The 21,843-nt window shown below is 66.7% G+C and carries 20 protein-coding genes and 1 pseudogene; 10 read left to right on the forward strand and 11 right to left on the reverse strand.

All coding sequences use genetic code 11. The annotated features are described in order from the left end of the window. The first annotated feature begins 190 nt into the window (after nucleotides 1-190). Nucleotides 191-1,162 (forward strand): helix-turn-helix domain-containing protein, encoded by a 972-nt coding sequence (locus ACLJK8_RS15525; RefSeq protein WP_413151254.1) that lies wholly within the window; start codon nucleotides 191-193, stop codon nucleotides 1,160-1,162. Nucleotides 1,163-1,485: 323 nt separating this feature from the next. Continuing rightward, nucleotides 1,486-2,010 (forward strand): LysR substrate-binding domain-containing protein, encoded by a 525-nt coding sequence (locus ACLJK8_RS15530; RefSeq protein ID WP_413151255.1) that lies wholly within the window; start codon nucleotides 1,486-1,488, stop codon nucleotides 2,008-2,010. 5 nt (nucleotides 2,011-2,015) lie between these two features. On the opposite strand, the gene ACLJK8_RS15535 is transcribed toward ACLJK8_RS15530, so the two are convergent. The 3 genes from ACLJK8_RS15535 to ACLJK8_RS15545 all read right to left on the reverse strand — a co-directional run bounded on the left by ACLJK8_RS15535 (nucleotide 2,016) and on the right by ACLJK8_RS15545 (nucleotide 4,921). Further along, nucleotides 2,016-2,459 (reverse strand): DUF4112 domain-containing protein, encoded by a 444-nt coding sequence (locus tag ACLJK8_RS15535; protein ID WP_413151256.1) that lies wholly within the window; start codon nucleotides 2,457-2,459, stop codon nucleotides 2,016-2,018. A gap of 105 nt (nucleotides 2,460-2,564) precedes the next feature. Continuing rightward, nucleotides 2,565-3,728, reverse strand: a complete 1,164-nt coding sequence (locus ACLJK8_RS15540) for a fatty acid desaturase family protein (protein WP_413151257.1) — start codon at nucleotides 3,726-3,728, stop codon at nucleotides 2,565-2,567. Next, the gene (locus ACLJK8_RS15545) at nucleotides 3,725-4,921 is read right to left on the reverse strand and encodes an aldose 1-epimerase family protein (RefSeq protein ID WP_413151258.1); all 1,197 of its coding nucleotides are present in this window, start codon (nucleotides 4,919-4,921) and stop codon (nucleotides 3,725-3,727) included. The genes ACLJK8_RS15540 and ACLJK8_RS15545 overlap by 4 nt, the downstream gene beginning before the upstream one ends. Between ACLJK8_RS15545 and ACLJK8_RS15550 the strand changes: the two genes are divergently transcribed. Beyond that, the gene (locus ACLJK8_RS15550; protein ID WP_413151259.1) at nucleotides 4,920-5,081 is read left to right on the forward strand and encodes a hypothetical protein; all 162 of its coding nucleotides are present in this window, start codon (nucleotides 4,920-4,922) and stop codon (nucleotides 5,079-5,081) included. The two genes, ACLJK8_RS15545 and ACLJK8_RS15550, sit on opposite strands and share 2 nt — an antisense overlap. Nucleotides 5,082-5,188: 107 nt before the next feature. Here the strand turns inward: ACLJK8_RS15550 and ACLJK8_RS15555 are convergent, their stop codons facing one another. Together ACLJK8_RS15555 and ACLJK8_RS15560 are read right to left on the reverse strand one after the other, a co-directional pair. Then, nucleotides 5,189-6,103 (reverse strand): sugar phosphate isomerase/epimerase family protein, encoded by a 915-nt coding sequence (locus ACLJK8_RS15555; RefSeq protein ID WP_413151260.1) that lies wholly within the window; start codon nucleotides 6,101-6,103, stop codon nucleotides 5,189-5,191. Between the two features lie 23 nt (nucleotides 6,104-6,126). After that, nucleotides 6,127-7,266 carry a Gfo/Idh/MocA family protein gene (locus tag ACLJK8_RS15560; protein ID WP_413151261.1) on the reverse strand — a complete coding sequence of 380 codons (1,140 nt, stop codon included), beginning with the start codon at nucleotides 7,264-7,266 and terminating at the stop codon, nucleotides 6,127-6,129. Between the two features lie 167 nt (nucleotides 7,267-7,433). Here ACLJK8_RS15560 and ACLJK8_RS15565 point away from each other — a divergent pair, with 167 nt between their 5' ends. After that, on the forward strand, nucleotides 7,434-8,462 hold the full coding sequence (locus tag ACLJK8_RS15565; RefSeq protein WP_413151262.1) for a LacI family DNA-binding transcriptional regulator: 1,029 nt from the start codon (nucleotides 7,434-7,436) through the stop codon (nucleotides 8,460-8,462). Nucleotides 8,463-8,528: 66 nt separating this feature from the next. Here ACLJK8_RS15565 and ACLJK8_RS15570 read toward each other — a convergent pair whose 3' ends face one another. The 6 genes from ACLJK8_RS15570 to ACLJK8_RS15595 form a co-directional block, all read right to left on the reverse strand. Next, nucleotides 8,529-9,131, reverse strand: a complete 603-nt coding sequence (locus tag ACLJK8_RS15570; protein WP_413151263.1) for a hypothetical protein — start codon at nucleotides 9,129-9,131, stop codon at nucleotides 8,529-8,531. 182 nt (nucleotides 9,132-9,313) lie between these two features. Next, on the reverse strand, nucleotides 9,314-10,117 hold the full coding sequence (locus ACLJK8_RS15575) for a DeoR/GlpR family DNA-binding transcription regulator (protein WP_413151264.1): 804 nt from the start codon (nucleotides 10,115-10,117) through the stop codon (nucleotides 9,314-9,316). 98 nt (nucleotides 10,118-10,215) lie between these two features. Beyond that, nucleotides 10,216-11,280, reverse strand: coding sequence for an ABC transporter permease (locus ACLJK8_RS15580; protein WP_413151265.1), 1,065 nt, complete (start codon nucleotides 11,278-11,280; stop codon nucleotides 10,216-10,218). Next, nucleotides 11,277-12,863, reverse strand: a complete 1,587-nt coding sequence (locus ACLJK8_RS15585) for a sugar ABC transporter ATP-binding protein (protein ID WP_413151266.1) — start codon at nucleotides 12,861-12,863, stop codon at nucleotides 11,277-11,279. Before ACLJK8_RS15585 ends, ACLJK8_RS15580 begins: the two co-directional genes overlap by 4 nt. After that, complete coding sequence (locus ACLJK8_RS15590) at nucleotides 12,860-13,483, reverse strand: DUF2291 family protein (protein ID WP_413151267.1); 624 nt, start codon at nucleotides 13,481-13,483, stop codon at nucleotides 12,860-12,862. The genes ACLJK8_RS15585 and ACLJK8_RS15590 overlap by 4 nt, the downstream gene beginning before the upstream one ends. A gap of 61 nt (nucleotides 13,484-13,544) precedes the next feature. Then, on the reverse strand, nucleotides 13,545-14,489 hold the full coding sequence (locus ACLJK8_RS15595) for a D-ribose ABC transporter substrate-binding protein (protein WP_413151268.1): 945 nt from the start codon (nucleotides 14,487-14,489) through the stop codon (nucleotides 13,545-13,547). Nucleotides 14,490-14,773: 284 nt separating this feature from the next. Between ACLJK8_RS15595 and ACLJK8_RS15600 the strand changes: the two genes are divergently transcribed. The 6 genes and pseudogenes from ACLJK8_RS15600 to ACLJK8_RS15625 all read left to right on the forward strand — a co-directional run. Beyond that, nucleotides 14,774-16,240: an L-fucose/L-arabinose isomerase family protein gene (locus ACLJK8_RS15600; protein WP_413151269.1), complete on the forward strand. Its 1,467-nt coding sequence runs from the start codon at nucleotides 14,774-14,776 to the stop codon at nucleotides 16,238-16,240. 151 nt (nucleotides 16,241-16,391) lie between these two features. Continuing rightward, entirely contained in the window at nucleotides 16,392-17,636 is a 1,245-nt protein-coding gene (locus tag ACLJK8_RS15605) for an ABC transporter substrate-binding protein (protein WP_413151270.1), read from the forward strand. 72 nt (nucleotides 17,637-17,708) lie between these two features. Next, nucleotides 17,709-18,602 (forward strand): carbohydrate ABC transporter permease, encoded by an 894-nt coding sequence (locus tag ACLJK8_RS15610; protein WP_413151271.1) that lies wholly within the window; start codon nucleotides 17,709-17,711, stop codon nucleotides 18,600-18,602. A gap of 5 nt (nucleotides 18,603-18,607) precedes the next feature. Further along, the gene (locus ACLJK8_RS15615; RefSeq protein ID WP_413151272.1) at nucleotides 18,608-19,447 is read left to right on the forward strand and encodes a carbohydrate ABC transporter permease; all 840 of its coding nucleotides are present in this window, start codon (nucleotides 18,608-18,610) and stop codon (nucleotides 19,445-19,447) included. A 4-nt stretch (nucleotides 19,448-19,451) separates the two neighbouring features. After that, entirely contained in the window at nucleotides 19,452-21,035 is a 1,584-nt protein-coding gene (locus ACLJK8_RS15620; RefSeq protein WP_413151273.1) for a DUF5060 domain-containing protein, read from the forward strand. 3 nt (nucleotides 21,036-21,038) lie between these two features. Continuing rightward, a pseudogene (locus ACLJK8_RS15625) lies at nucleotides 21,039-21,734 on the forward strand (ABC transporter ATP-binding protein); the annotation flags it as partial. Between the last annotated feature and the right edge of the window lie 109 nt (nucleotides 21,735-21,843).

Here is a 21,843-nt window from a genome sequence, read left to right on the forward strand (position 1 = left end):
TTTCCGCCACGCCGCGCGCAACCGTCGGATGAGGATTCGGCGCATGGATTCGTGCGACCGAGCTCACGCGTGTGCCGGCCGAATGGAACGCCCGAGGTCAGGCGGAAACGAACCGGGATGTTGCGAGTTGACGACTCACCCGCCAGCAAGGCGAGATTGACCCAAGGCGCGCAGCCCCAGGAGGAGTGATATGCGGTTCGAAGCGTGGAACGAGGCGCTGCGTGTCACCTGCGGCCACTTCCAGGGCGTTCCGGAAAGGACCCGGCGTTCGGTCGATGGCCATTTCCGGAGACAGTCGATCAGTGGCCTCGATGTCGCGAATTTCGCCTGCGACCTGCGCCGCATCGAGCGAACCCGGCGCGACGTGCGGAACGACCATCAGGAGCACCTCTATCTCCTGTTCCAGATCGCCGGACTCACCAAGGTCGAGATCGGCGAGACGCGGCGCGTGCTCCGACCGGGCAACCTGTTCCTGCTCGATTCGACCAGCCCGTCGCGGATGGAGTTTTCCGGGGAGCGTTCGCATTGCGTCTCGCTGCACCTGCCCCGCGCCGCCCTGCTGTCCGGTGCCTCGCGCGCGCTCCGGATCGGCCGCGTGCATGCCGATGACCAGCGCCATGCGCGCTGGCTCAGGCAGCGCATCGTGGCCGGGCTGGCCCGGGTGGAACAGCGCTCCGATCCGGAATTCCTGCTGGAGCTGGCGCGCGTCACCTTCGTCGTCGATGGCGATGGCGCGCCCGCTCTCCCGGACAGGTCTTCCCAACGGAGCCGCTACCAATTCGCGCTGCGGGAGATCGAACTCCAGATCACCAGCCCGAACCTGTCCCTCGGCTGGCTCGCCGCGACGGTCGGCATTTCGGAGCGGCAGCTCGAAAGGGATTTCGCCGCGCATGACACGTCCTATATCCGGTCCGTGCGCGACCAGCGCCTGAAGCTCGCGCGCGACCTGATGAAGCTGGCGAAGCGGTCCGGGCGAAGCGTCCGCGTGACCGACCTGGCCTATTCCTCCGGCTTTCGTGACCTCTCGAATTTCAACCGCGCCTTCAAGGCGGGTTTCGGGGTGACGCCGAGGGAGTGCATGCGCCTGGTCGGCCCGGCGGCCGACTACCCGGTGTCATCGCGTCCGCCAGAACGCGAGGCGGTGGCGCCCGCCGGAGGTTGAACCGCCAGACCTGAACTGGCCGCCGCGATCCATCTCGCGCTGGCGGCCGCTCGGTGACACTCGGTCAGGCCGGGCCGCGATCGAGACGCGGGCCTGGGATCAGCCGCGGAAGAAAGCGGTCATCTCGCGCAGCGCCTCGTCGGGCAGTTCCTACTGCGGCGTATGCCCGCAGCCGAGCGCGCGTCCGCGCACGTCCCGCGCCTTCTCACGCCAGGTCTCGAGCACGTCATAGGTCTGGCCGACGACGCCGCGAGCACCCCAGAGTGCCAGCAGCGGAGCTTCGACCCGCGTCCCGGCGTCCGATCGCCCGGGTCGGAGGCGGCGTGCCGGTGCACCTGCTCGCCGACAACATGCGCGCCTGCGAACGTCTGATGGAGGCGGGCCGCGCCGAATTCCTGCTCTGCCATACCCATCCGGAGATGGATCTGGCGTTGCCCGAAGCGCACTACCGGCGGCGCGAGATCGCGCGCGACCGTCTGGTGCCGGTCTCGGCCTGTGTCGACGGCGCGCCGGTCTACAGGCTCGACGGCCGCGCGGTGCCGTTTCTGAATTTCGACGAGCAGTCGGGGATCGGCCGCATTCTCCTCGCGACCCTCGGCCCCGATTTCGCGTGGCTGGATCTCGCGCCGATCTTCACCTCGCATGTCGCGATGGCCCTGAGGACCATGGTCGTCGAGGGCCGGGGCATCGCCTGGCTGCCGGCCAATCTGCTCGGTGAGGAGCTGGCGAACGGGCAATGCGCGATCATCGGCGGCGCGGAGACGCAGGTCGAGATGGCGATCTCGCTGATCCGGCCGAAGGCGCGGCTGTCACCGCTGGCCGAGAGCTTCTGGAGCGCGTCGGCCTGACGGCCTCATCCCGGCCGGCGCGGCACCCCGCCCGCGCGGGGCTCGCCATCCGTCCCTTCGAGATGGGTCGTTTCCGGATGGGCCGTTTCGAGATGGGCGCGCAGGATCTCGACGTTGCGCAGGTTGGCGCGGAAACCGGCGTCGAAGAGCGTGCCGAGAATCGGGATGCTGCCGACCGCCGCGTCGAGCGCGACATTCACACCCTGTCGCGCCAGCTTGCCGCGCGGCAGCCCCATGCGATAGCTCTCGAGGATGATCCAGACGGCGGGCAGTGCCGCGGCCAGGTCACCGACCACCGGCACGATGCTGGCGATCGCATCGTAGCCGACGCGGAATCGGGTGCCCGGAATTCGGAAGATCGAGTCGAGTTGCCGTGAAAGCCGGGCGAGCCGGTCGAAACGGGCCCTGTGCGGGTGATCTGTGCGCGGTTGGTGCGGTTGGTCTGCCATGGTGTGAAAGACGCCCGGCCCCCGTTTGGGTTCCATCCAGCCGGGCGGCTGGCGCCCACGCGGGCGACGCGTGATCTCGCGCGAAATCCCCCGGGCGCCGGGGTCTCACTCGGCCGCCGGGATCGCCTGGTGGAACTCCTCACGATAGGGGCGGGCCGAGGGGGGGAGCTCGCGGCGCAGGTAGTGTTCCTCGTAGCGAAGCTGGCGCAGGAGGACCGGCCAGACCTCCCTGTAGGCGTGCCACATCGACGGATTGGGCTCCGGCAGGTCGTCCTTGATCAGCGCGTGCAGACGGGGCAGCGCGTGATACGGGATCATCGGGAACATGTGATGCTCGACGTGATAGTTCATGTTCCAGTAGATGAAGCGCGAGACCGGGTTCATGTAGACGGTCCGCGTGTTCAGCCGGTGGTCCGTCACATTGTCGGCGAGACCGATATGCTGCAGCAGGCCGGTCAGGATCATGTGCCACGACCCGTAGAGCCGCGGCGTGCCGATCAGCAGGATCGGAAGCCAGGACCCGAGACCGAGCGCGAGCAGGATCGTCACGACATAGATCGCCACATGCCAGCGCGCCGCCGTGATCGCCCGCGGCCATTCGCTTTCCGGAATGAAGCTCTTCTCGTCGGGCGAGAGATTGCCGAAGGCGTTCCGGAACAGGGTCGGCAGCGAATAGCGGAAGTCGAGCACGCCGGTGAACATGAGCGCCGCCTTCAGGAGATCGGGCGGGCGCATCACCGCGATCTCGGCGTCGCGGCCGACGATGATCGTGTCGGTGTGGTGCCGTGCATGGCTCCAGCGCCAGGTCACCGGATTGCGCATCAGCATGAAGGAGGCGATCTGGTAGACGAAGTTGTTCTTCCACGGCGTCTTGAAGGCGGTGCCATGCCCGCATTCATGCCAGCGCGAGTCGCTGGCCGAGCCGTAGAGCACGCCATAGACCGCGAAGAACGGCACGCACCACCATGTGCCCCAGGTGAGGATCGCGCCCGCCGCGGAGGCGAGGATGAGGCCGAGCCAGATCGCCGTGTCCCGCGTCGCCGGGGCGTCGTCGCGCTTCATCAGCTCCTTCATCGTCTTGCGCGGCACGTCGCTGTGGTACCAGTCCGCCGAGGCGAGGCCGGCTTCGATCGCCCAGCGGGTGCTCTCTCCGGTCAGGCTGTAGTCCCGCTTCGGCGGGCTCGGCGGGCTCGGCGGGCTCGGCGGATCGGGCGGGGTTTCGATCATCGCGACCTCGGTCGGGGCTTCGGTCGTCGGGGCATCTGTCATGGCGTGCTCCTCGGTCGCGGCCCGCCTTCGAGGGGCGGGAAGATGCCGGAAGGGGTGGGGTAGTCCTCATCCGGCTGGCGGGCGATCGCGGTGATGCGCCGCTCCGCCTCGGAGATCGCGGCCGCGCCGTCGAGCACGCGCAGCGTCAGGTCGTAGCACCGCGTCTCGTCATGCTCGAGCCAGATCATCTCGCCGCGCTCGCGGGCGGCGAGGTTACCGAGGACATGATGGGTCGAGGGTTCGATTCCGAAGGCGTAGTGACCGGCCTGGAAATTCTGCCATTCGTAGAGACAGGGCAGTTGCGCCGCGCGGGTCTCGATCTCGAAGCCGAGGCCGAGGCGGTCGTTGACGAGCGCCACGGGTCTGCGTCCGTCCGCGTCCCCCGGCGCCTCGTGCTGCCAGACCTGCTCGCGAAAGCCGCATCGGGGCGGCGGCGCGACCCGGTAGCCCACACCCTGCGCGGTATAGCTCTCGGCATGGGCGGCCCAGATCACGTCGCGGATCGGCGCGAGGTAGCGCGCGCCCTCGTCGAGCAGCGGCCAGCCGAGGTTGACGTGATAGAAGAACATGTGCGGCGTCCGCGCGAAGCCGTGGTTCAGCACCCGGTCGCGCACGCGGATCTCGTCGCCGCCGACCGTGGCCTCGACGCGGCGCATCAGGTGCAGATCCTCGCCGAAGACCGTCGATTGCCGGATGATCCCCTCGGCCCAGAGCAGACAGCGGTCACCCTCCCAACTCTCGCCATAGCCGGTGAGCCGGGCGGGAATCGTGCCGACGCGTCCGTGCAGCGACTGCCGCTGCGTGACGCGGCCGGGGTAGTTGTAGGTCTCCGCCGGAATGTCGCCGCCGCCGAGGATATGATCGAGTCCACAGGTGACGAGCAGGCCGGAGAAGGACCGCATCCAGGAGAGCCCGCCCTCGCCCTCGTATTCGTGCAGGCCCGGATGCCGAAAGCCCGCGGGGGAGTTCCAGCCGATCGCCTGTCCCCTGAATTCGCAATTGCCGATGTCGAGCGCCCGGTCGACCAGCAGGGTGAACCGGAGCCCTGTGCCGGTGCGGAATTCGAGCATCCGTATGCCCCGCTCCACGCCGTCGCCGAGCGTCATGAGCCGCACGCCCGCGACCTGCGCCAGATCACCGAGGCGTTCGGCGATCTGGCGGCGGGTCAGGGACTGGCCGTGAAGATCAGGCATGGCTCCGCGTCTCCCGTCGATCGGCGCGGAGCGAAACGACGCCACCGAGGCTCACGGCTTCGCTCATCTCCGCGCACTCAGGTTCGGCGACCATTTCGCCGCCCGCGAAGACGACGCGGCGGTCGGCGATCGCGCGTTTCCCGCGGTTCCGACGAGGTGACGACGTTGGGCGGCCCCTTCGCCGCGAGGTCGCGGTTTTGATTGCGTGCAAGTCCGCCCTGGCGCCCAGGTCGACGCCATGCGTCGGGACGCGGGAACCGGCCGTCATCAGACGCCGTTCTCGCGGAACCTGCCGTCGAGGAACTTCTTCGCGCGGGGCACGTCCTCCTCGCTCAGATGCTCGATGATCACCGGGATGTTCGGGTGCTTCTCGGAGAGGCGGCGGAGATAGAGATCGTAGTTGAGCGAGCCGAGCCCCGGCGCGGGCAGTTCGATCTCGCCGACACCGCGGAACGTATGGCTTTCGAGCGCATCGTCGTCGCCGATATCGGCGTGCTTCTCGGATTTGTCGTCGCCGGAGCGCTTCACGTCCTTCGCATGGGCAATGCGGATCCTGTCGCTCAGCGTGTCGAAGACCTGGTTCAATATCCGGTCCATGTCATCGATGTTGTGCGTCTCGAAATAGTTGGTCGGGTCCATGAGCAGTCCGAGGCCCCGATGATCGACCTGCGCGAACATGCGCACCGTCTCCTCGACCGAGCCCACGACATTGTTCACATAGGTTTCCAGCAGGAAAACCGCGCCGTGGTCATAGGCGGTCTGGGCGAGATCGGCGATGACGGCCCGGCAATCCTCGAACCCTTCCTCGGTCTTGTTCTTCGGGTGCGCGACCCAGTCGGACTCGGTGTTGAAGGTGCCGGTCTCGGAGATCACATAGGGCGTCCCGAAATGCCGGGCGTTGCGGATGATCTCCTTGAGATAGCCGACGCGCGCCTCGCGCTCGGCGGGGTCGGGATGCACGATATTGGTGTAGCCCGAGATGCAGCAGACCGGCAGGTGATGGTCGCGGAAGACATCGCGCACCTGTTTGGCTTTCGCCTCGGTGATCTGGCCGGGGCCGAGGTCAACGTCCTTGAAATGCAGGTCGAGCTGCACCGTGTTGAAGTCGAGCGCGCGGATCTTCTTCGCGGTCTCGTCGAGCGAATAGGGAAAGTATCCGGTGAAAATGCCGGCCTGCATCATGGCGTCTGTCCTCCCGTTATTGTTCAGTCGATGGCGATTTCGGAAAGCCGGACGGTCCGGCCCTCGGCGATCGAGCGATAGCCCGCCTCGATCAGCGCCACCGTTCGCACATTGTCCTCGACCGTGAGCGCCGGTGTCTCGCCGGTCCGGACCGCGTGCTGGAGCTGTTCCATCACGCCGATGAAGGCATGCGGGAACCACATCGTCTCCCAGGAGGGCGTTACCCACTGCCCGTCCGTTTCGCGGGTGGAGGCGTAGCTCAGCGTCGAGGCGGCGCCCGTGGGCCAGCCGATGGTCCCCTTCGCCACGCCCTCGGTGCCCTCGACCCGCCAGCGGATGTGCTGGTCATCGGCGTAGCCTTCGACGCGGGGGCCGGACCAGACGTCCTCGGAGGTCAGCGCCAGAACCCCGGAGGGGAAGCGCAGGGTCGAGACCGTGATGCCATCCGAATGCGCGAAAGTGGTCCGCGGGTCCTTGCGCGTCACCGTGGTGATCTCGTCCGGGTCGCCGAACAGGAACCGCAGCGCGTCGAGATGGTGCACGCTCATGTTGGCAAGCGTGAGCCGGTCATACCCGGCGAGAAAGCCCTGCCAGTGCGGGATCGCGTGCATGTCGATCTGCGCGAAGACGATCTCGCCGAGCGCGCCGCGGTCGATGAGCTGTTTCAGAACCCGCATTGACTGGTCGTAGCGCATATTCTGATTGACAGAGAGCGGCTTGCCGGCCGCGGCCGCCTCATCGCGCAGCGCCTTCGCCTCGTCGAGCGTCAGCGCGAGCGGTTTCTGCGCGAGGACGGCCTTCACATGCGGCTGGCGCAGCGCATGGCGGATCAGCTCGGGCTGCCGGTCGGGCGGAAAGGCGAGATCGACGATCTCGACCTCGGAATCCTCGATCAGCGCCTCCGGTGTGGCGTGGACCTTGGGAATGCCCCAGCGCTCCGCCACCTGCCGGGCCTTCGCTTCCGTGCGCGAGGCGATGCCGACCACCGGGAAACCCGCCTCCCGATAGGCGGCGAGGTGGCATTCCGCCATGATCATTCCGGCGCCGACGCAGCCGATCCGCACGTCGCGCGTCCGGATCTCGGAGTCGGGCCGGAGTGCTCCGGCCTGCGACGCCGCCGCCTGCGCTCCGCTCGCGGCGCGCGCCTCCAGTGTCTCGGTCATGTGTCTGGCAGCCTCCCGTCTGCTGGCCGGTCTTTCCGACTCGCGAGAACGTCTGGTCCCGAGGTCGATGCCGATTGATGATGGATATTGACGAGACTTCCATCAACTGTCAAACATCAATTCAAATCATAAACCATCATCCCTGATTTGGGGAGGGACGGGGCATCATGCGCTCAACCGTGCAGGACATCGCCCGCGAGGCGGGGGTTTCGACGGCGACCGTCGATCGGGTGCTGAACGAACGCGGCGGCGTGCGGAGCCGCACCCGCGACGTGGTGATCGAGACCGCGCAGCGTCTCGGCTACATCGCCGAGGTGTCGCCCGCGCCGCGCGGCGAGGGTGTGGTCGAGCTCGCCTTCGTGCTGCCGCGGGGGACGAACGCCTTCATGGCGATGCTCGGCCGGCAGATCGAGCAGCAGGCGGCGGCGAAGGCCGATGTTTCCGTGAGGATCGTTCTGGTCGAAGGCTTCAATCCGGAGACGCTCTCGGCCGCGCTTCGCGGTCTCCGGGGGCGGGTCCAGGGCATCGGCGTCGTGGCGCTCGACCATCCGGCGGTGCGCGAGGCGATCCGGGCCCTGTCGGACGGCGGCACCCCGGTGGTCACGCTGGCATCCGACATCGCCCATGTGCCGCGCGAGGCCTATGTCGGGATCGACAACCGCCAGGCGGGCCGGCTCGCCGGCTATGTCCTCGGCCGTTTCCTCGGCCGGGGCGACGGGGGCGGCGCCCCGCGCAAGGTGGCGATGTTCGCGGGCTCGCTGTCCTATCGCGGTCATCAGGAACGCGAGATGGGATTCCGTCATGTTCTCGGCGAGGAATTCCGGACGCTCGAGATCGTCGAGCTGCGCGAAATGCGCGACGACCGCGACCGCGCGCATTCCGAGGCGCTGGCGCTGCTCGACCGGCACCCGGACCTCGCCGGGATCTATAACGTCGGCGCCGGCAATCAGGGCATCGCGCGGGCGCTCGCTGAGCGCGGCCGTGCCAGGGAGGTGGTGTTCGTCGGGCATGATGCGACCGACGGCAACCGAACGCTGCTGCTCGACGGTACGATCGACGCGGTGATCGACCAGAATCCGCGCGTCGAGGCGCGGGAGGCGCTGAACATCCTGGTCAATGCCGTGCGCGGCACGCGCGCGGCACCGCATCCGCCGCGGCTCCAGATCATCTTTCGCGAGAATCTGCCCGAAATCTGACCGGATCGCGCGGCCGACATCCGCGCCGCGGCATGGGCGCGCGGCCCGACCGGACGATCAGGGGCGCTACCCCCGGCAGACCGAGAAGCCGTCGCGTCGGCTTCCGCCGCCGCTTCCCATCGCCCAGAGAATCTTGAATCCGTTCCAGGCTCCGGCGACGAGGCCGGAGAGCGAGATGGTTCGCGTGTTCGCATTCGCGCCGCGTTCGACCGCGATGCGAGTCGCCTCGCCGCCGGTCGTGACGACGAGCTTGCCTTCCGCGCTCGTGTCCTTGAGATCGCGGACCAGGATCGTGGCGCGGCCGTCGCGATCCGCCAGCACCTCCCCGGCGATCCGGCCGCGGCCGCCATCCTCGAAGGTACCCGCCGAGCGGCCCTGATGATCGGCGAGGTTGCTCTCGTAGGGGTCCGGCTGGCTGCCCCAGCGGGAGTCTCTCGGACCGCTGGCGCCGAGCCCGCGCAAGTCGCTGGCGGCCCCGGCCTTGCCATCCGTCAGGACGGCGGTCGCTGCGAAGGCGGGCGCGATCGGATCGAGAAGCGCCGCGGCGACCAGGGTCGACGCGAGAAGCGCGCCGCGTCGGGCGCGGAGCGGCACGCGGGAAGACGCGCGGGAAGACGAGGGAGCGGACGGCCGCGCGGTACGAAGCGCGGGGGAACGCGACAGGAACATGGTCTCTCCTCGGGCTGAGGGACTGGTTACAACAGAATCGGCGGAAATCCGCTCACGCAAGATGTAGCTGAAAATTTACCTTGCATCAATAATGATGTGATCCGCGAGTATCCGACTCGCGTTTCACGCCGCGCCTCTCTGCCTGGCTCGTGTGGGGCCATCGCTGAACCGGCTCGCGGGGGTCAGGGCGCGATCAGCACCTCGATGCCGAGCTGCTCGAAGGCCTGCGCGTCGGCGTCGCTGATCCCGTCGTCGGTGATGAAGGTGCTGACCACTTCGAGCGTGCTCAGCCGCGTGAAGGAGGAGCGGTTGATCTTGGTGGAATCGGCGACGAGATAGGTATGCGTCGCCGCCTTGATCATCGCCTGTTTCAGCTGCAGGTCGGCGAAGCTCGGATAGGTCAACCCGGCGTCGAGCGCGACGCCCGCGGTGGCGAGGAAGAGCTTCGCCGCGAAGATGTCGCGCAGATATTCGACCGACTTGTCGCCCGAGAGCGAGAGGGTCGGGGCCTTGAACTGCCCACCCGGCATATGCACCGCCGTCCCCGGCACCGCGCCGAGGATCAGCGCGATGTTGAGCGCGTTGGTGATCACGGTCAGGTCGCGGCGGTCGGTGAGACGCAGCGCGACCTCGGTCGTCGTCGATCCGGCGTCGAGGATCAGGCTTTCGCCGTCATGGACAAGCGACGCGGCGAGCGCGCCGATCCGGCGCTTCTTGTCCAGATTGGCGCTGTGCTGAAGCGAGAGCGTGCCGACCTGGGTGCCGATCGTATTGAGGAAGGCGCCGCCGTATTCGCGGGTGATATGGCCTTCCTTCTCCAGCCGCTCCAGATCCTGGCGGATGGTGACTTCGGAGACCTGGAAGGCGTCCGAGAGGTCGCGTACCCGCGCGCTGCCTTCCTCTTCGAGCCAGTCGAGGATGCGCCGCCGCCGTGTCTCGGAGAGCAGGCCCGGCTGGCTTCGGTTCGTCGTCGCATTCCGCGGCATCGTCTTTCTCCGCGCCGTCTATCTCCGCGCCGTCCAACTCCGCGCGGTCTTCCCGGCAGGTTCGGCGCCCCGCCTTCTGGACGATACCGCGCGCGCGATCAACGCGCCGCGGCCGCCTGTTGTCGTAGCACCACCCGCGCCTCGAGCCGGCTCTGCGCCTGATCGACGACCACCGCGGCGATGATGACGAGGCCCTTGATCACCGTCTGCCAGAAGGTCGAGACGCCCATCATCACGAGACCGTCCGAGAGGATGCCGATCACGAAGGCGCCGACGATCGTGCCGCCGATCCGGCCGCGCCCGCCGCTCATCGAGGTGCCGCCGAGCACGGCCGCGGCGATCGCGTTGAGCTCGAAGGTCTCGCCGGTCGCGGGATGCGCCGCCTGAAGCTGCGAGGCGATGATAAGCCCGACGAGCGCGGCGCAGAAGCCCGAGAACATGTAGACGGCGAGCTTGACCTGGCGGACCTTCACGCCCGAGAGCCCCGCGCCCCGCTCGTTGCCGCCGACCGCGTAGATGTGGCGTCCGAGCGGCGTGTTGCGCGCGACGTAGGCCGCCGCCGCCGCGACGACGATCAGGAGCCAGATCGAGACCGGAATCCCGAGGATGTTCCCGGTGCCGATCCAGCGGAACGTGTCCGAACCCCAGTTCGCGTCACCCGAGAGGTTCGGGAAGGTCGCGCCCCCCGAGGCAAGCAGCGCCGCGCCGCGCGCGACATAGAGCGTGCCGAGCGTCGCGATGAAGGGCGCGACGTTCAGCCGGGTGATCAGCAGCCCGTTCACGAGGCCGATAAGGACGCCGACGAGGATGGTGATGAGCGCGATCTCGAAGGTGTTGAACTGGATCGTCCAGGCGAAGCCGAGATCGACGCCGTTGAGCACGAGATAGCCCGCCACCATGCCGCAGAGCCCGACGATCGAGCCGACCGAGAGGTCGATGCCGCCGGTGATGATGACGAAGGTCATGCCGATCGCGAGGAAGGCGTTGAGCGCGACATGCTTGGCCATGATGACCATGTTCGCCGTCGAGAGGAAGTTCGGCGCGGCCAGGGCGAAGAAGGCGAAGACGGCGATCAGCGCGATAAAGGTTCGCGCCTTCAGGAGCAGGAGGAGCAGGCCGGAACCGCCCAGCCGGTTGCTCGCGGGCTCGGAACTGGCGCTCATGCGGATACCTTCTCTTCTGTCCGGGTGTCCCGGGCTTTCGACTGGGCGGCGGCGACGATCTCGGCGGGATGGGCCGTCGCGCCGTCGAATTCGCCGGTGATCCGGCCCTGGGCCATGACGAGGATGCGGTCCGAGACGCCGGCCACTTCTTCGAGATCGGAGCTGACGAAGATGATCGCGAGCCCGTCCTCGGCGAGCTGGCGCATGGTGCGGAACACCTCGGCCTTGGCGCCGATGTCGATGCCGCGAGAGGGTTCGTCCATCAGCAGCACCTTCGGCCGCGTCATCAAGGCTTTGGAGATCACGACCTTCTGCTGGTTGCCGCCCGAGAGGCTGGAGACCGGATGCTCGATATTGGCGATCTTGATCCCGAGCCGGCGCACGAAGTCGCGCGCGCCTTCGGCTTCCGCGCCGAGGTCGAGATGAAAGGCGCGGGTGAAGCGGCGGAGCGCGGAGAGGGTGATGTTCTCGCGGATCGCCATGATCTGCACCAGCCCGTCGCGCTTGCGATCCTCCGGGATCAGCGCGACGCCCCGCGCGATCCGGCCCGCGACGGAAGGGGCGCCGATCGGGGCGCCGTCGAGCCACATCTCGCCGCCGGCGTAAGGATGGAGCCCGAGCACGCATTCGAGGAACTCGCTCCGTCCCGCGCCCATCAGGCCATAGATGCCGAGGATCTCGCCGCGCCGAACCGAAAGGCTCACGTGATCGACGGCGAAGCCGCCGCCCTCGCGCGGGAGGGTGATGTTTTCGGCGCGGAACACGTCCTCGCCGATCCGCGTCGCGCGGGGCGGGAAGTCCTTCGAAGCATCGCCGATCATCGCCTCGACGATCCAGGGGATGGTCACGCCCTCCATCGGCCGCGACCCGGTGATGACGCCGTCGCGAAGAACGGTGATGTAGTCGCCGACGCGGATCAGTTCCTCGAGCCTGTGGCTGATGTAGACGATCCCGACGCCCTGCCGGCGGAGGTCGTCGATCAGCCGGAACAGCACCTCGACCTCGGCCCCCGAGAGCGCGGAGGTCGGCTCGTCGAGGATCAGGATGCGGGCCTTCTCGTTGAGCGCCTTGGCGATCTCGACGATCTGCTGCTGACCGATGCGGAGCGAGCCGAGCGGCGCGTCGGGGTCGATCCTCTGTTCCAGCCGCGCAAGCAGTTCCGCCGTCGCCCTGCGCTGCGCCGCGCGGTCGATGCGGCCGAACCGGGTGATCTCGCGGCCGCAGAAGATGTTCTCGGTGACGCTGAGATCGGGGAAGAGACTCAACTCCTGGAAGACGATGCCGATCCCGGCCTGCTCGGCGGCCTCCTTGTCGGCGAACCGGACCGGGGCGCCGTCCATCAGGATCTCGCCCTCGGTCAGCGGCTCGACCCCGGCGATCACCTTCATCAGCGTCGATTTGCCGGCGCCGTTCTCGCCGACCAGCACGTTGACCGCGCCCATCCGCAGATCGAAATCGACGCCCTTGAGCGCGCGGGTGCCGGGATAGACCTTGACCCCGTTCCGGATCGAAAGCCCGATCGGATGCGCCCCGGTCATGGGCTCCCTGGTCGTGGATTCCCGGGGCACGGACGTCCCGGTCATGGCGCCCCCCAGCTCAGTTCGACGGGCACGATCTGGATCGGATCGCCCGCCCTGGCCATGGCGAAAACGCCGAGGAAGGCGACCGTCTGGCCGACCGGATCGGTCGGGGGCGGGGGAAGAACGCCGTGGGCGTGGTCGTTGAGCGCCCGGCCGAGCTTGGCGAATTCGATCTGGTCGCGGAAATCGGTGAAGACGTAGAAGGGCAGGGCGTCGCGGAGCGCGGTGCCGCGGATGACCGGCCCGAGCTGCAGTTCCGCGTCCGCGCCGCCGTCGCCGTTCACGTCGATCTCAAGCCGGGCCGCGCGCGACTCGAGATTGGCGCCGACGACGTCGCCGGTGCCGCGGACGACGAAGGTGCTCGGCGCGCCCTCGGTCTGGCCGCCCGCGTCGTACTGGCCGCTCGCGGCGGCGAAATCCGCCGCCACCTCGGGCAGCACCGCCTCCGCCGGAGCGCCGGTTTCGCGCAGGCGCGGCAGGATGCGCGTGTCCCAGTCCTCCGCGACCGTCCCGGCGATCACGGTCGCGAAATCCTGGGCCGCGCCGTCGGCCGTGTCGGTCTTCGCGACGATCTTGCACGAGGGCAGGGCGGCCGCGACCGCGCAGGCCAGAAGTATCCGCATCTTTCGCGCTCCTCGCTCGATCGGCCCGGGCGGCCTAGCCCGGGCAGGGGGCGTCGTGGCGTCACTCGGAAAGGGCGAAGGTCTCGAGCCGGGCGGCGTTGTCGGCGTTGATGAGCACGCAGTCCATGAGCTGCTTTTCCTCGAGCCCGGTCGAGCCTTCCTTGAGGAACTTGTCGGCCTGTTCGACCGCGAACTGAGCCTGGCGGTAGGCGGGTTGCAGCACGGTGGCCTTGATCCCGCCGTTCCTGATCGAGTCGCGCACATCGTTGGAGCCGTCGAAGCCCACGACGATCACATCCGTCCGCTCCGCCGCTTCGAGCGCGGCCCAGGCGCCCATGGCCATCGTGTCATTGCCGGAGATGACCCCGGTGATCTCGGGATTGGCCTGCAGGATCGATTCCATCACCGTATAGGCTTCGGTCTGCGACCAATTCGCCGATTGCTGCGCCACCATCTCCATATCCGGATACTGGTCGATCACGTCGTGGTAACCGGCGGAGCGGATGCCGGCGTTAGTGTCGGATTCCTTGCCGAGCAGTTCGGCGTACTGGCCCTTCTCACCCATGAGGGTCACGAATTCCTCGGCGCCGAGCTGCGCGCCCTGGTAGTTGTTCGACACGATCTGGCTGACGGCGATCCCCGATTCGGTGATCTCGCGGTCGATCAGGAAGGCGGGGATGCCCGCCTCCTTCGCGCGCCGGACCGGTCCGACCGAGGCGTCCGCGCCCGCGTTGTCGAGAATGATCGCGGCGACCCCCTGGGCGATCAGCGTGTCGAAGATCTCCGACTGCTTGTTGGCGTCGTCGTCGTGGGTCAGCACCGTGGTCGCGTAGCCGAGTTCCTTCGCCCGCGCCGCCGCGCCCTCGGCCTCCGCCTTGAAGAACGGATTGTCGTGGCTCGGCGTGACGATCGCGATCGTGCCCCCGCCTGTGCCTTGGGCCATCGCCTGGAACGTCGGTGTCATCGCGAGGACCGCGGCGAGTCCGAGCAGCGTGCGTCGTTTCATGTCAGTCTCCTCCCGGCTTTGCCTGATCGCCAACGGCCTGTCACGGCCGGTCGCGTTGAATCGGAGGAGAACCGCTCTTTTGATTGGTGTCAACTTCCTTTGTTTGCCTTCGGTATTATCCCGCAACGCAGCGAATTCATGCTGCGCCTGCGTCCAATCGCGCAGGTCGCGCAGCGATCAACCGAGAATCAGGTTGCCTCGACTCATAAAACGCAGTAGATCGACGTTAATCGAAAGGAAACGAAAGGCGTCCAATCGCCTTCGGACAGGGAAGGAACTCCGCCATGCAGCGTCCGATCCGGCGCAGGCTCAGCTTCGGGGTGGTCATCGGCAGCCGGGCATTCTTCAGCCCCGCGCCCTGCGAGGCCGCACGCCGCGAGGTCCTGGCACATCTCGAAACCCTCGGCATCGATGCCGTGACCCTGCCGTTCGAGGCGACCGCGAACGGCGCCGTGCAGTCGATCGCCGATGCCGAACTCTACGCCGGGCATTTCCGGCGGCACGCGGAAGAGATCGACGGGCTGGTGATCTGCCTGCCGAACTTCGGCGACGAGATCGCGGTCATCGAACTCGTCACACGCGCCAATCTGAACGTGCCGATCCTGCTGCAGGCCTCGAATGACGAGAATGACAAGGTCGATGTGCATTCCCGCCGCGATGCCTGGTGCGGCAAGATCAGCGTCACCAACAACTTCTATCAGTACGGCATCCCCTTCACCGAGACCTCGCACCACACCTGCGACACCGGCGGCGAGGAATTCCGCGACGATCTCGCGCGTTTCGCGCGGGTCTGCCGCGTCGTCCGGGGCATCCGGGGCGCGCGCCTCGGCGCGATCGGCGCCCGCACCGCGCCGTTCCAGACCATGCGCTATTCGGAGAAGCTGCTGCAGAGCGCCGGCGTCACCGTCGTGACCGCGGACCTCTCCGAACTCATCGGCCGCGCGGGCGGGATTGGCGACGATGACGCGCGGGTCCGCGAGAAGATGGAGAAGATCCGCGGCTACGGGAAGATCCCGGCGCATATCACCGCGGACCAGCTGACGCGGCAGGCGAAATGGACCGTCACCGTCGACGGGTGGATCGACGAGAACGGCTGCGACGCCTCGGCGATCCAGTGCTGGCGCTCGCTCCAGGACAATTTCGGCTGCGCGACCTGCGTCACCATGTCGATGATGGGCGAGGAACTCATGCCCTCGGCCTGCGAGGTCGACATCATGGGCGCGCTCTCGATGTATGCGCTGGCGCTCGCCTCGGAGGCGCCGCCTGCGATCCTCGACTGGAACAACAACTACGCGCGCGAAGAGGACAAATGCGTCGCGACGCATTGCGGCAACTTCCCGAAGAAGTTCATCGGCGACACGCCCGAGATCGGCGAGCTCGACGTGCTGGGCGAGGTGATCGGGCGGGCGAAGTGCTTCGGAGCGGTCAAGGGCAAGGTGAAGGCCGGGCCGATGACCTATTTCCGGGTGTCCTCGGACGATACCGCGGGCACGCTGAAGGCCTATCTGGGGCAGGGCGATTTCACCGATGACCCCTACGGCATGGATGGCGGTATCGCGGTCTGCGCGGTGCCGCGGCTCCGCCAGCTCATGGGCTTCGTCACCCAGAACGGCTTCGAGCACCACGTCGCCATGGTGCGCGGCCACCACGCCGACGTGCTGAACGAGGCGCTGACGCGCTACCTGCGCTGGCCGTTCTACGACCACGACACGCCACCCGTGCCGGGCCTCTACGATCCGCGGCGAGGCTGAGCCCTCCACCGCCGGGACAGAAGTGGCGCGCGCCGTCCGGCGCGGCCCGGATACTTGCGTCCAAGCGAAAGCCCGAGAAGCGAAGGCCTCGAAAGGGTCGATCGAAACGGCGGGCGCTGACCCGTCACCCGACATCATCAGGGAGAAGAGCATGATCACCAAGAAGACCGGCCATCTGGCCGCCGCGTTCCTCATGACGACCGCTCTCGCGACCGGCGCCGCCCATGCGCAGCAGATCGACGTCTGGACGCTGAACTTCTCGTCCGACGCCGCGAACGAGGCGCTGCAGTCGATCGCCGAGGAATTCGAGGAAGCCAATCCGGATGTCGATATCGTCTTCACCCAGCGCGGCGTGGACGAGCACAAGACCGCGCTTCGCGTCGCCGCCGGATCGGATTCCGGACCCGACATCTTCTTCAGCTGGGCAGGCCTCGGTCTTGGCGGCGAGTATGTGAACGCCGGCATGGCGCTGCCGATGGACAAGTACTACGAGGAATACGGCTGGAACGACACGCTGATGCCGACCGCCGTCTCCTTCGCGGATGACTACGAAGGCGGGCTCCACGGCGTGCCCTTCACCTTCAAGGGCGAGGCGATCTACTACAACAAGACCCTGTTCGAGAAGGCCGGCATCACCGAGGAGCCGACGACCTACGAGGAACTGAAGGCCGCCGCGCAGAAGCTCAAGGAGGCGGGCATCCCCGCCATCACCTTCGGCGGCACCGTGAACTGGCATGTCATGCGGCTGATGGATGTGCTGCTCGAAACGACCTGCGGCGCCGAGGTCCATGACCAGCTGATCGCGATGGAGGCGAGCTGGTCGGAGACCGCCTGCGCGGCGGAAGCCTTCGGCGAACTCCAGGACTGGGCGCAGAACTACTTCCTCGCCCCCTTCATGGGTATCGACCAGCAGCAGTCGTTCAATCTCTTCGGCGTCGGCCGCGCGGCGATGATGCTGGAGGGCAATTGGCTCGCGCAGCAGATCGCCGAGGTCGCCGATGTCGACAACTTCGGGATCTTCCCGTTCCCGACCGGCACGAACCGGCTCTACGGCTTCGCTGAGTACAACTACATCTCGGCGAAATCGGACAATCCGGACATCGCGGCGCAGTTCCTAGATTTCATGAATTCGAAGGAAGTGCAGGAGCGTCACCTCGGCGCCTATTCGACCAATTCGGTGAATGCCACGATCACCTACCCGGAACTGCGCGCGATCGATGCCGAGTGGAACGAGATCTTCGCCGCCTATGGCGAGATGTTCGTCAACGGCGACCAGGGTTTCCCGGCCAATGTGACGACCGAATACTTCCGCGTCATCAACGAGGTCGCGGCGGGCAACATGACGCCGGAGGACGCGTCGGGCGCGATGCAGACCTTCATCGACGGCCAGTCCTGATCCCCGCCTGATCCCCGCGAGGCGCTCCGGGAGAACCTCCCCGGAACGCCGACCATGCAAGAGAGGGAGACAATGACCAGTATCTTCCGCAAGATGTCAGACCAGCCGTGGCTCTTCCTCGCCCCGGCGCTCACGGTCTACGCGGTCTTCGCGCTCTGGCCGATGATCGACGTGACGCTGATGAGCTTCCAGCGCTGGAACGGGCTCGACCCCGCGCGGCCCTTCGTCGGGCTCGCCAACTACAGGTTCATCCTGACGCAGGACCCGGTCTTCTGGACCGCGTTCCAGAACACGGTGATCTGGACCGTGTTGTCGCTCATCTTCCCGCCCGGCATCGGGCTCCTGCTCGCGCTCGGCCTCAACCGGTCCTTCGTCGGACGCTCGACGCTCCGCGCGATCTACTACCTGCCAGTCATCATCGCGCCGATCGCGGTCGCGACGATGTGGCGGTGGATGTACGACCCGTTCTTCGGCCTTTTCGCGCAGCTTTTCACCTCGGCCGGCTATGCGATGTCGATCCCCGACTTCCTCGGCGACGCCGATATCGCGCTCTATTCGGTCTTCATCGCCTATGTCTGGCAGCAGGTCGGCTTCTCGATGGTGCTGTTCCTCGCCGGGCTCCAGAACGTCGACCGTTCGCTCGTCGAGGCCGCCTCGATCGACGGGGCGGGGCGGTGGAAGACCTTCCGCCACGTGACGCTGCCCGCGATCGCGCCGACGATGACGATCGTGCTCGTCCTCTCGCTCATCCATTCGCTGAAGGCCTTCGACATCATCTACGGCCTCACGGGCGGGGGCCCCGCGCAATCGACGCAGATGCTCGCCCTCTGGGCCTTCACCCAGTCGATGCAGATCTTCGACTTCGGCCGCGGCGGCGCCGTGTCGGTGGTGCTGCTGCTCATCACCATGGCGATCGTCATTCCCTACCTTCGCTGGTCGCTCAAGCGGGAGTCCAACGTGCGATGAGAGACATGCTGAGAGACATCCGCCGCGATCCCGTGCTGCTCGTGCTCTGGATCACGCTCGTCGCCTTCGCGCTCATCTGGGTCGCGCCCTTCGTCTTCATCGTCTTCACCTCGCTGAAGTCGAGCGGCGAGGTCATGGCCTCGGGAGCCTTCACACCGCCGATGGAGCCCCAGCCGGGCAACTACGTCTTCGCCTGGAACCGCGGCGGCTTCGACCGGTCCTTCTTCAACTCGGCGCTGATCACCATCGTCAAGGTGCCGCTCGGGCTCGCGGTCTCGGCGCTCTGCGCCTATGCGCTGGCGCAGATGAAGAGCCGGTTCAACCGGGTGCTGCTGCTTCTCATCGTCTTCGGCACGATGATCCCGTTCCAGGTGATGCTGGCGCCGCTCTTCACGCTGGTGAACGGCTTCGGACTCGTGAACACCTATGTGGGTCTGCTCCTGCCCTATCTCGCCTTCGGCATTCCCTATCAGGTCTTCATCCTGCACAGCTTCTTCAGGGGCGTGCCGAAGGAGCTGTCGGAGGCGGCGCTGATCGACGGGGCGAGCCATCTGACGACGCTTCGCCGGATCTTCCTTCCGATCATGCTGCCGGTGCTCGCGGCGCTGATGATCCTCGATTTCGTCGCCACCTGGAACGAATTCGCCATGGCGCTCGTCATCATGCAGGACCGGAACATGTGGACGCTGCCGCTCGGGCTCATGTCCTTCCAGGGGCAGTTCTCCACCGACTACGGCCAGCTCAACGCGGCGATCGTCATCACCGTGCTGCCGGCCGTGCTCGTCTATCTCATCTTCCAACGCTATTTCGTGTCCGGCCTCACCTCCGGCGCGGTGAAGGGCTGACCTCATGCCAGACAACATGCCGGACCAGACTCTGGAAAAGACCACGGACAAGACCACGGACAAGACAACGGGCCAGATCACGGGCCAGACCGTCGAGAAGTGGGGCCTCTTCGAGGTTGCCTTCGAAGGTCCCCGCGACGGAAACCCCTATGTCGAGATCGCCTTCGATGCGATCTTCACCCACAAGGCCCGCGAGATCCGCGTGCCCGGCTTCTATGACGGCGACGGCGTCTACCGGCTCCGCTTCATGCCGGATCTCGAAGGCGACTGGCGCTTCGTGACCCGCTCGGAAACGGCGGCGCTCGATGGCCGGACCGGCGGCTTCACGGCCAGCGCGCCCTCGCAAGGAAACCGGGGGCCGGTTCGGGTCCGGAACCGGTTCCACTTCGCCCATGCCGATGGGACGCCTTTCCTCTCGATGGGAACGACCTGCTACGCCTGGACCCACCAGCCGGTCGAGGAGCAGGAAAAGACGCTCGAAACGCTCAGGGCCACGCGGTTCAACAAGATCCGAATGGGGATCTTTCCGAAGGACTACCCCTACAACACCAACGAACCGCTTCATGACATCTACGAGATGGTGGACGGGAAACGCGACTTCGACCGCCCGAATTACGAGGCCTTCCGCCATTTCGAGACCCAGATCGGCCGGCTGCGCGATCTCGGGATCGAGGCCGATGTGATCATGTTCCACCCCTACGACCGCTGGGGCTATTGCGACATGTCGGAGGAGCAGGACTACCGCTTCGTGGCCTATATCGCCGCGCGTCTCGCCGCCTATCGCAACCTCTGGTGGGCGCTCGCCAACGAATACGATTTCCTGATCGACACCAAGCCCATGGAACGCTGGGACCGTTTCTTCCAGATCCTCGAGGAAGAAGACCCGTACCGGCACCTCAAGTCGATCCACAACGGCCATGCCGATGCGAATTACGATCACCACAAGCCCTGGGTCACGCATACCTGCATCCAGAACTGGGACGTGAAGCGGACGCAGGAATGGCGCGACACCTGGGGCAAGCCCGTGGTGAACGACGAGCCCGAATACGAGGGCGATATCATCCAGTGCTGGGGCAACATCACCGCCGAGGAACTGAACCACCGCTTCTGGACCACGATGATGCGTGGCGGCTATGCCGGGCACGGCGAGACCTATTCGCATCCCGAGGACCTGATCTGGTGGGCGAAGGGCGGCGTGCTGCATGGCGAGGCGTGGAAGCGGATCGGCTTCCTGCGCGACATCCTGGAGGAGGATGTGACGAACGGACTGGAGCCGCTCGGGCCCCAGCACGAATGGCCCTGGCACCGGATCTCGGGCGCGATCGACGGAGATGTCCGCTACATCTATTTCGGTGAGCACCAGCCGATCGTCTGGACGCTGGGACTCCCGAAGGAGGACGGCGACTACGAGCTTGACCTCATCGACACCTGGAACATGACGGTGACGCCGCTCGAAAACATCACGGCGCCCGCGAACCATCCGGTGCGCCACGGCGAGGTCGTCCGCCCCCGCGATCCCGACGCCGCCTTCGGCGTCGAACTGCCCCGCCGCCCCTATCTTGCCATTCGCTGCCGCCGGAGGAGCTGACCCATGGCCCAGGTTTCCATCAAGGACGTTCGCAAGGCCTACGGATCGGCGGCGGTGATCCACGGCATCGACGTCGAGATCGATGAGGGCGAGTTCGTGGTGCTCGTCGGTCCCTCGGGCTGCGGGAAATCGACGCTTCTGCGCATGGTCGCCGGGCTCGAGGAGGTGACCTCGGGCACGATCTCGATCGGCGAGCGCGTCGTGAACACCGTTCCTCCGAAGGACCGCGACATCGCGATGGTGTTCCAGAACTACGCGCTCTATCCGCAGATGACCGTGGCGCAGAACATGGGCTTCGCGCTCGAACTGGCGGGGGAGAGGAAGGAAGCGATCCGCGAGAAGGTGAAGGCGGCCTCGGCGATCCTCGGCCTCGACCCGCTGCTGGAACGCAAGCCCGCGGCGCTCTCCGGCGGCCAGCGCCAGCGCGTCGCCATGGGCCGCGCCATCGTCCGCGACCCGCAGGTGTTCCTCTTCGACGAGCCGCTCTCGAACCTCGATGCGAAGCTTCGGGTGCAGATGCGCGCCGAGATCAAGGCGTTGCAGTCGCGGCTCGGGACGACGACGATCTATGTCACCCATGACCAGGTCGAGGCGATGACCATGGCCGACAAGATCGTCGTGCTGAACGGCGGCCACATCGAACAGATCGGCGCGCCGCTCGATCTCTACGATCGCCCGGCCAACATCTTCGTCGCTGGTGACCTGCCCCCCGGAAACTCCCTCGCTCTGATGTAGGGTCTGCTCGACCTCGAAGGAGCAGACGAATGAGAAAGAGCCGATTTTCCGAGACGCAGATCATTTCGATGAT

The sequence above is a fragment of the Amaricoccus sp. W119 genome (genome assembly GCF_047275745.1).
GTDB lineage: Bacteria > Pseudomonadota > Alphaproteobacteria > Rhodobacterales > Rhodobacteraceae > Amaricoccus.

Coding starts and splice junctions, on each gene's coding strand:
- ACLJK8_RS15525 (WP_413151254.1), top strand. CDS start 191: ATGCGGTTCGAAGCGTGGAACGAGGCGCTGCGTGTCACCTGCGGCCAC.
- ACLJK8_RS15535 (WP_413151256.1), bottom strand. CDS start 2,459: ATGGCAGACCAACCGCACCAACCGCGCACAGATCACCCGCACAGGGCC.
- ACLJK8_RS15540 (WP_413151257.1), bottom strand. CDS start 3,728: ATGACAGATGCCCCGACGACCGAAGCCCCGACCGAGGTCGCGATGATC.
- ACLJK8_RS15550 (WP_413151259.1), top strand. CDS start 4,920: ATGGCTCCGCGTCTCCCGTCGATCGGCGCGGAGCGAAACGACGCCACC.
- ACLJK8_RS15545 (WP_413151258.1), bottom strand. CDS start 4,921: ATGCCTGATCTTCACGGCCAGTCCCTGACCCGCCGCCAGATCGCCGAA.
- ACLJK8_RS15555 (WP_413151260.1), bottom strand. CDS start 6,103: ATGATGCAGGCCGGCATTTTCACCGGATACTTTCCCTATTCGCTCGAC.
- ACLJK8_RS15560 (WP_413151261.1), bottom strand. CDS start 7,266: ATGACCGAGACACTGGAGGCGCGCGCCGCGAGCGGAGCGCAGGCGGCG.
- ACLJK8_RS15565 (WP_413151262.1), top strand. CDS start 7,434: ATGCGCTCAACCGTGCAGGACATCGCCCGCGAGGCGGGGGTTTCGACG.
- ACLJK8_RS15570 (WP_413151263.1), bottom strand. CDS start 9,131: ATGTTCCTGTCGCGTTCCCCCGCGCTTCGTACCGCGCGGCCGTCCGCT.
- ACLJK8_RS15575 (WP_413151264.1), bottom strand. CDS start 10,117: ATGCCGCGGAATGCGACGACGAACCGAAGCCAGCCGGGCCTGCTCTCC.
- ACLJK8_RS15580 (WP_413151265.1), bottom strand. CDS start 11,280: ATGAGCGCCAGTTCCGAGCCCGCGAGCAACCGGCTGGGCGGTTCCGGC.
- ACLJK8_RS15585 (WP_413151266.1), bottom strand. CDS start 12,863: ATGACCGGGACGTCCGTGCCCCGGGAATCCACGACCAGGGAGCCCATG.
- ACLJK8_RS15590 (WP_413151267.1), bottom strand. CDS start 13,483: ATGCGGATACTTCTGGCCTGCGCGGTCGCGGCCGCCCTGCCCTCGTGC.
- ACLJK8_RS15595 (WP_413151268.1), bottom strand. CDS start 14,489: ATGAAACGACGCACGCTGCTCGGACTCGCCGCGGTCCTCGCGATGACA.
- ACLJK8_RS15600 (WP_413151269.1), top strand. CDS start 14,774: ATGCAGCGTCCGATCCGGCGCAGGCTCAGCTTCGGGGTGGTCATCGGC.
- ACLJK8_RS15605 (WP_413151270.1), top strand. CDS start 16,392: ATGATCACCAAGAAGACCGGCCATCTGGCCGCCGCGTTCCTCATGACG.
- ACLJK8_RS15610 (WP_413151271.1), top strand. CDS start 17,709: ATGACCAGTATCTTCCGCAAGATGTCAGACCAGCCGTGGCTCTTCCTC.
- ACLJK8_RS15615 (WP_413151272.1), top strand. CDS start 18,608: ATGCTGAGAGACATCCGCCGCGATCCCGTGCTGCTCGTGCTCTGGATC.
- ACLJK8_RS15620 (WP_413151273.1), top strand. CDS start 19,452: ATGCCAGACAACATGCCGGACCAGACTCTGGAAAAGACCACGGACAAG.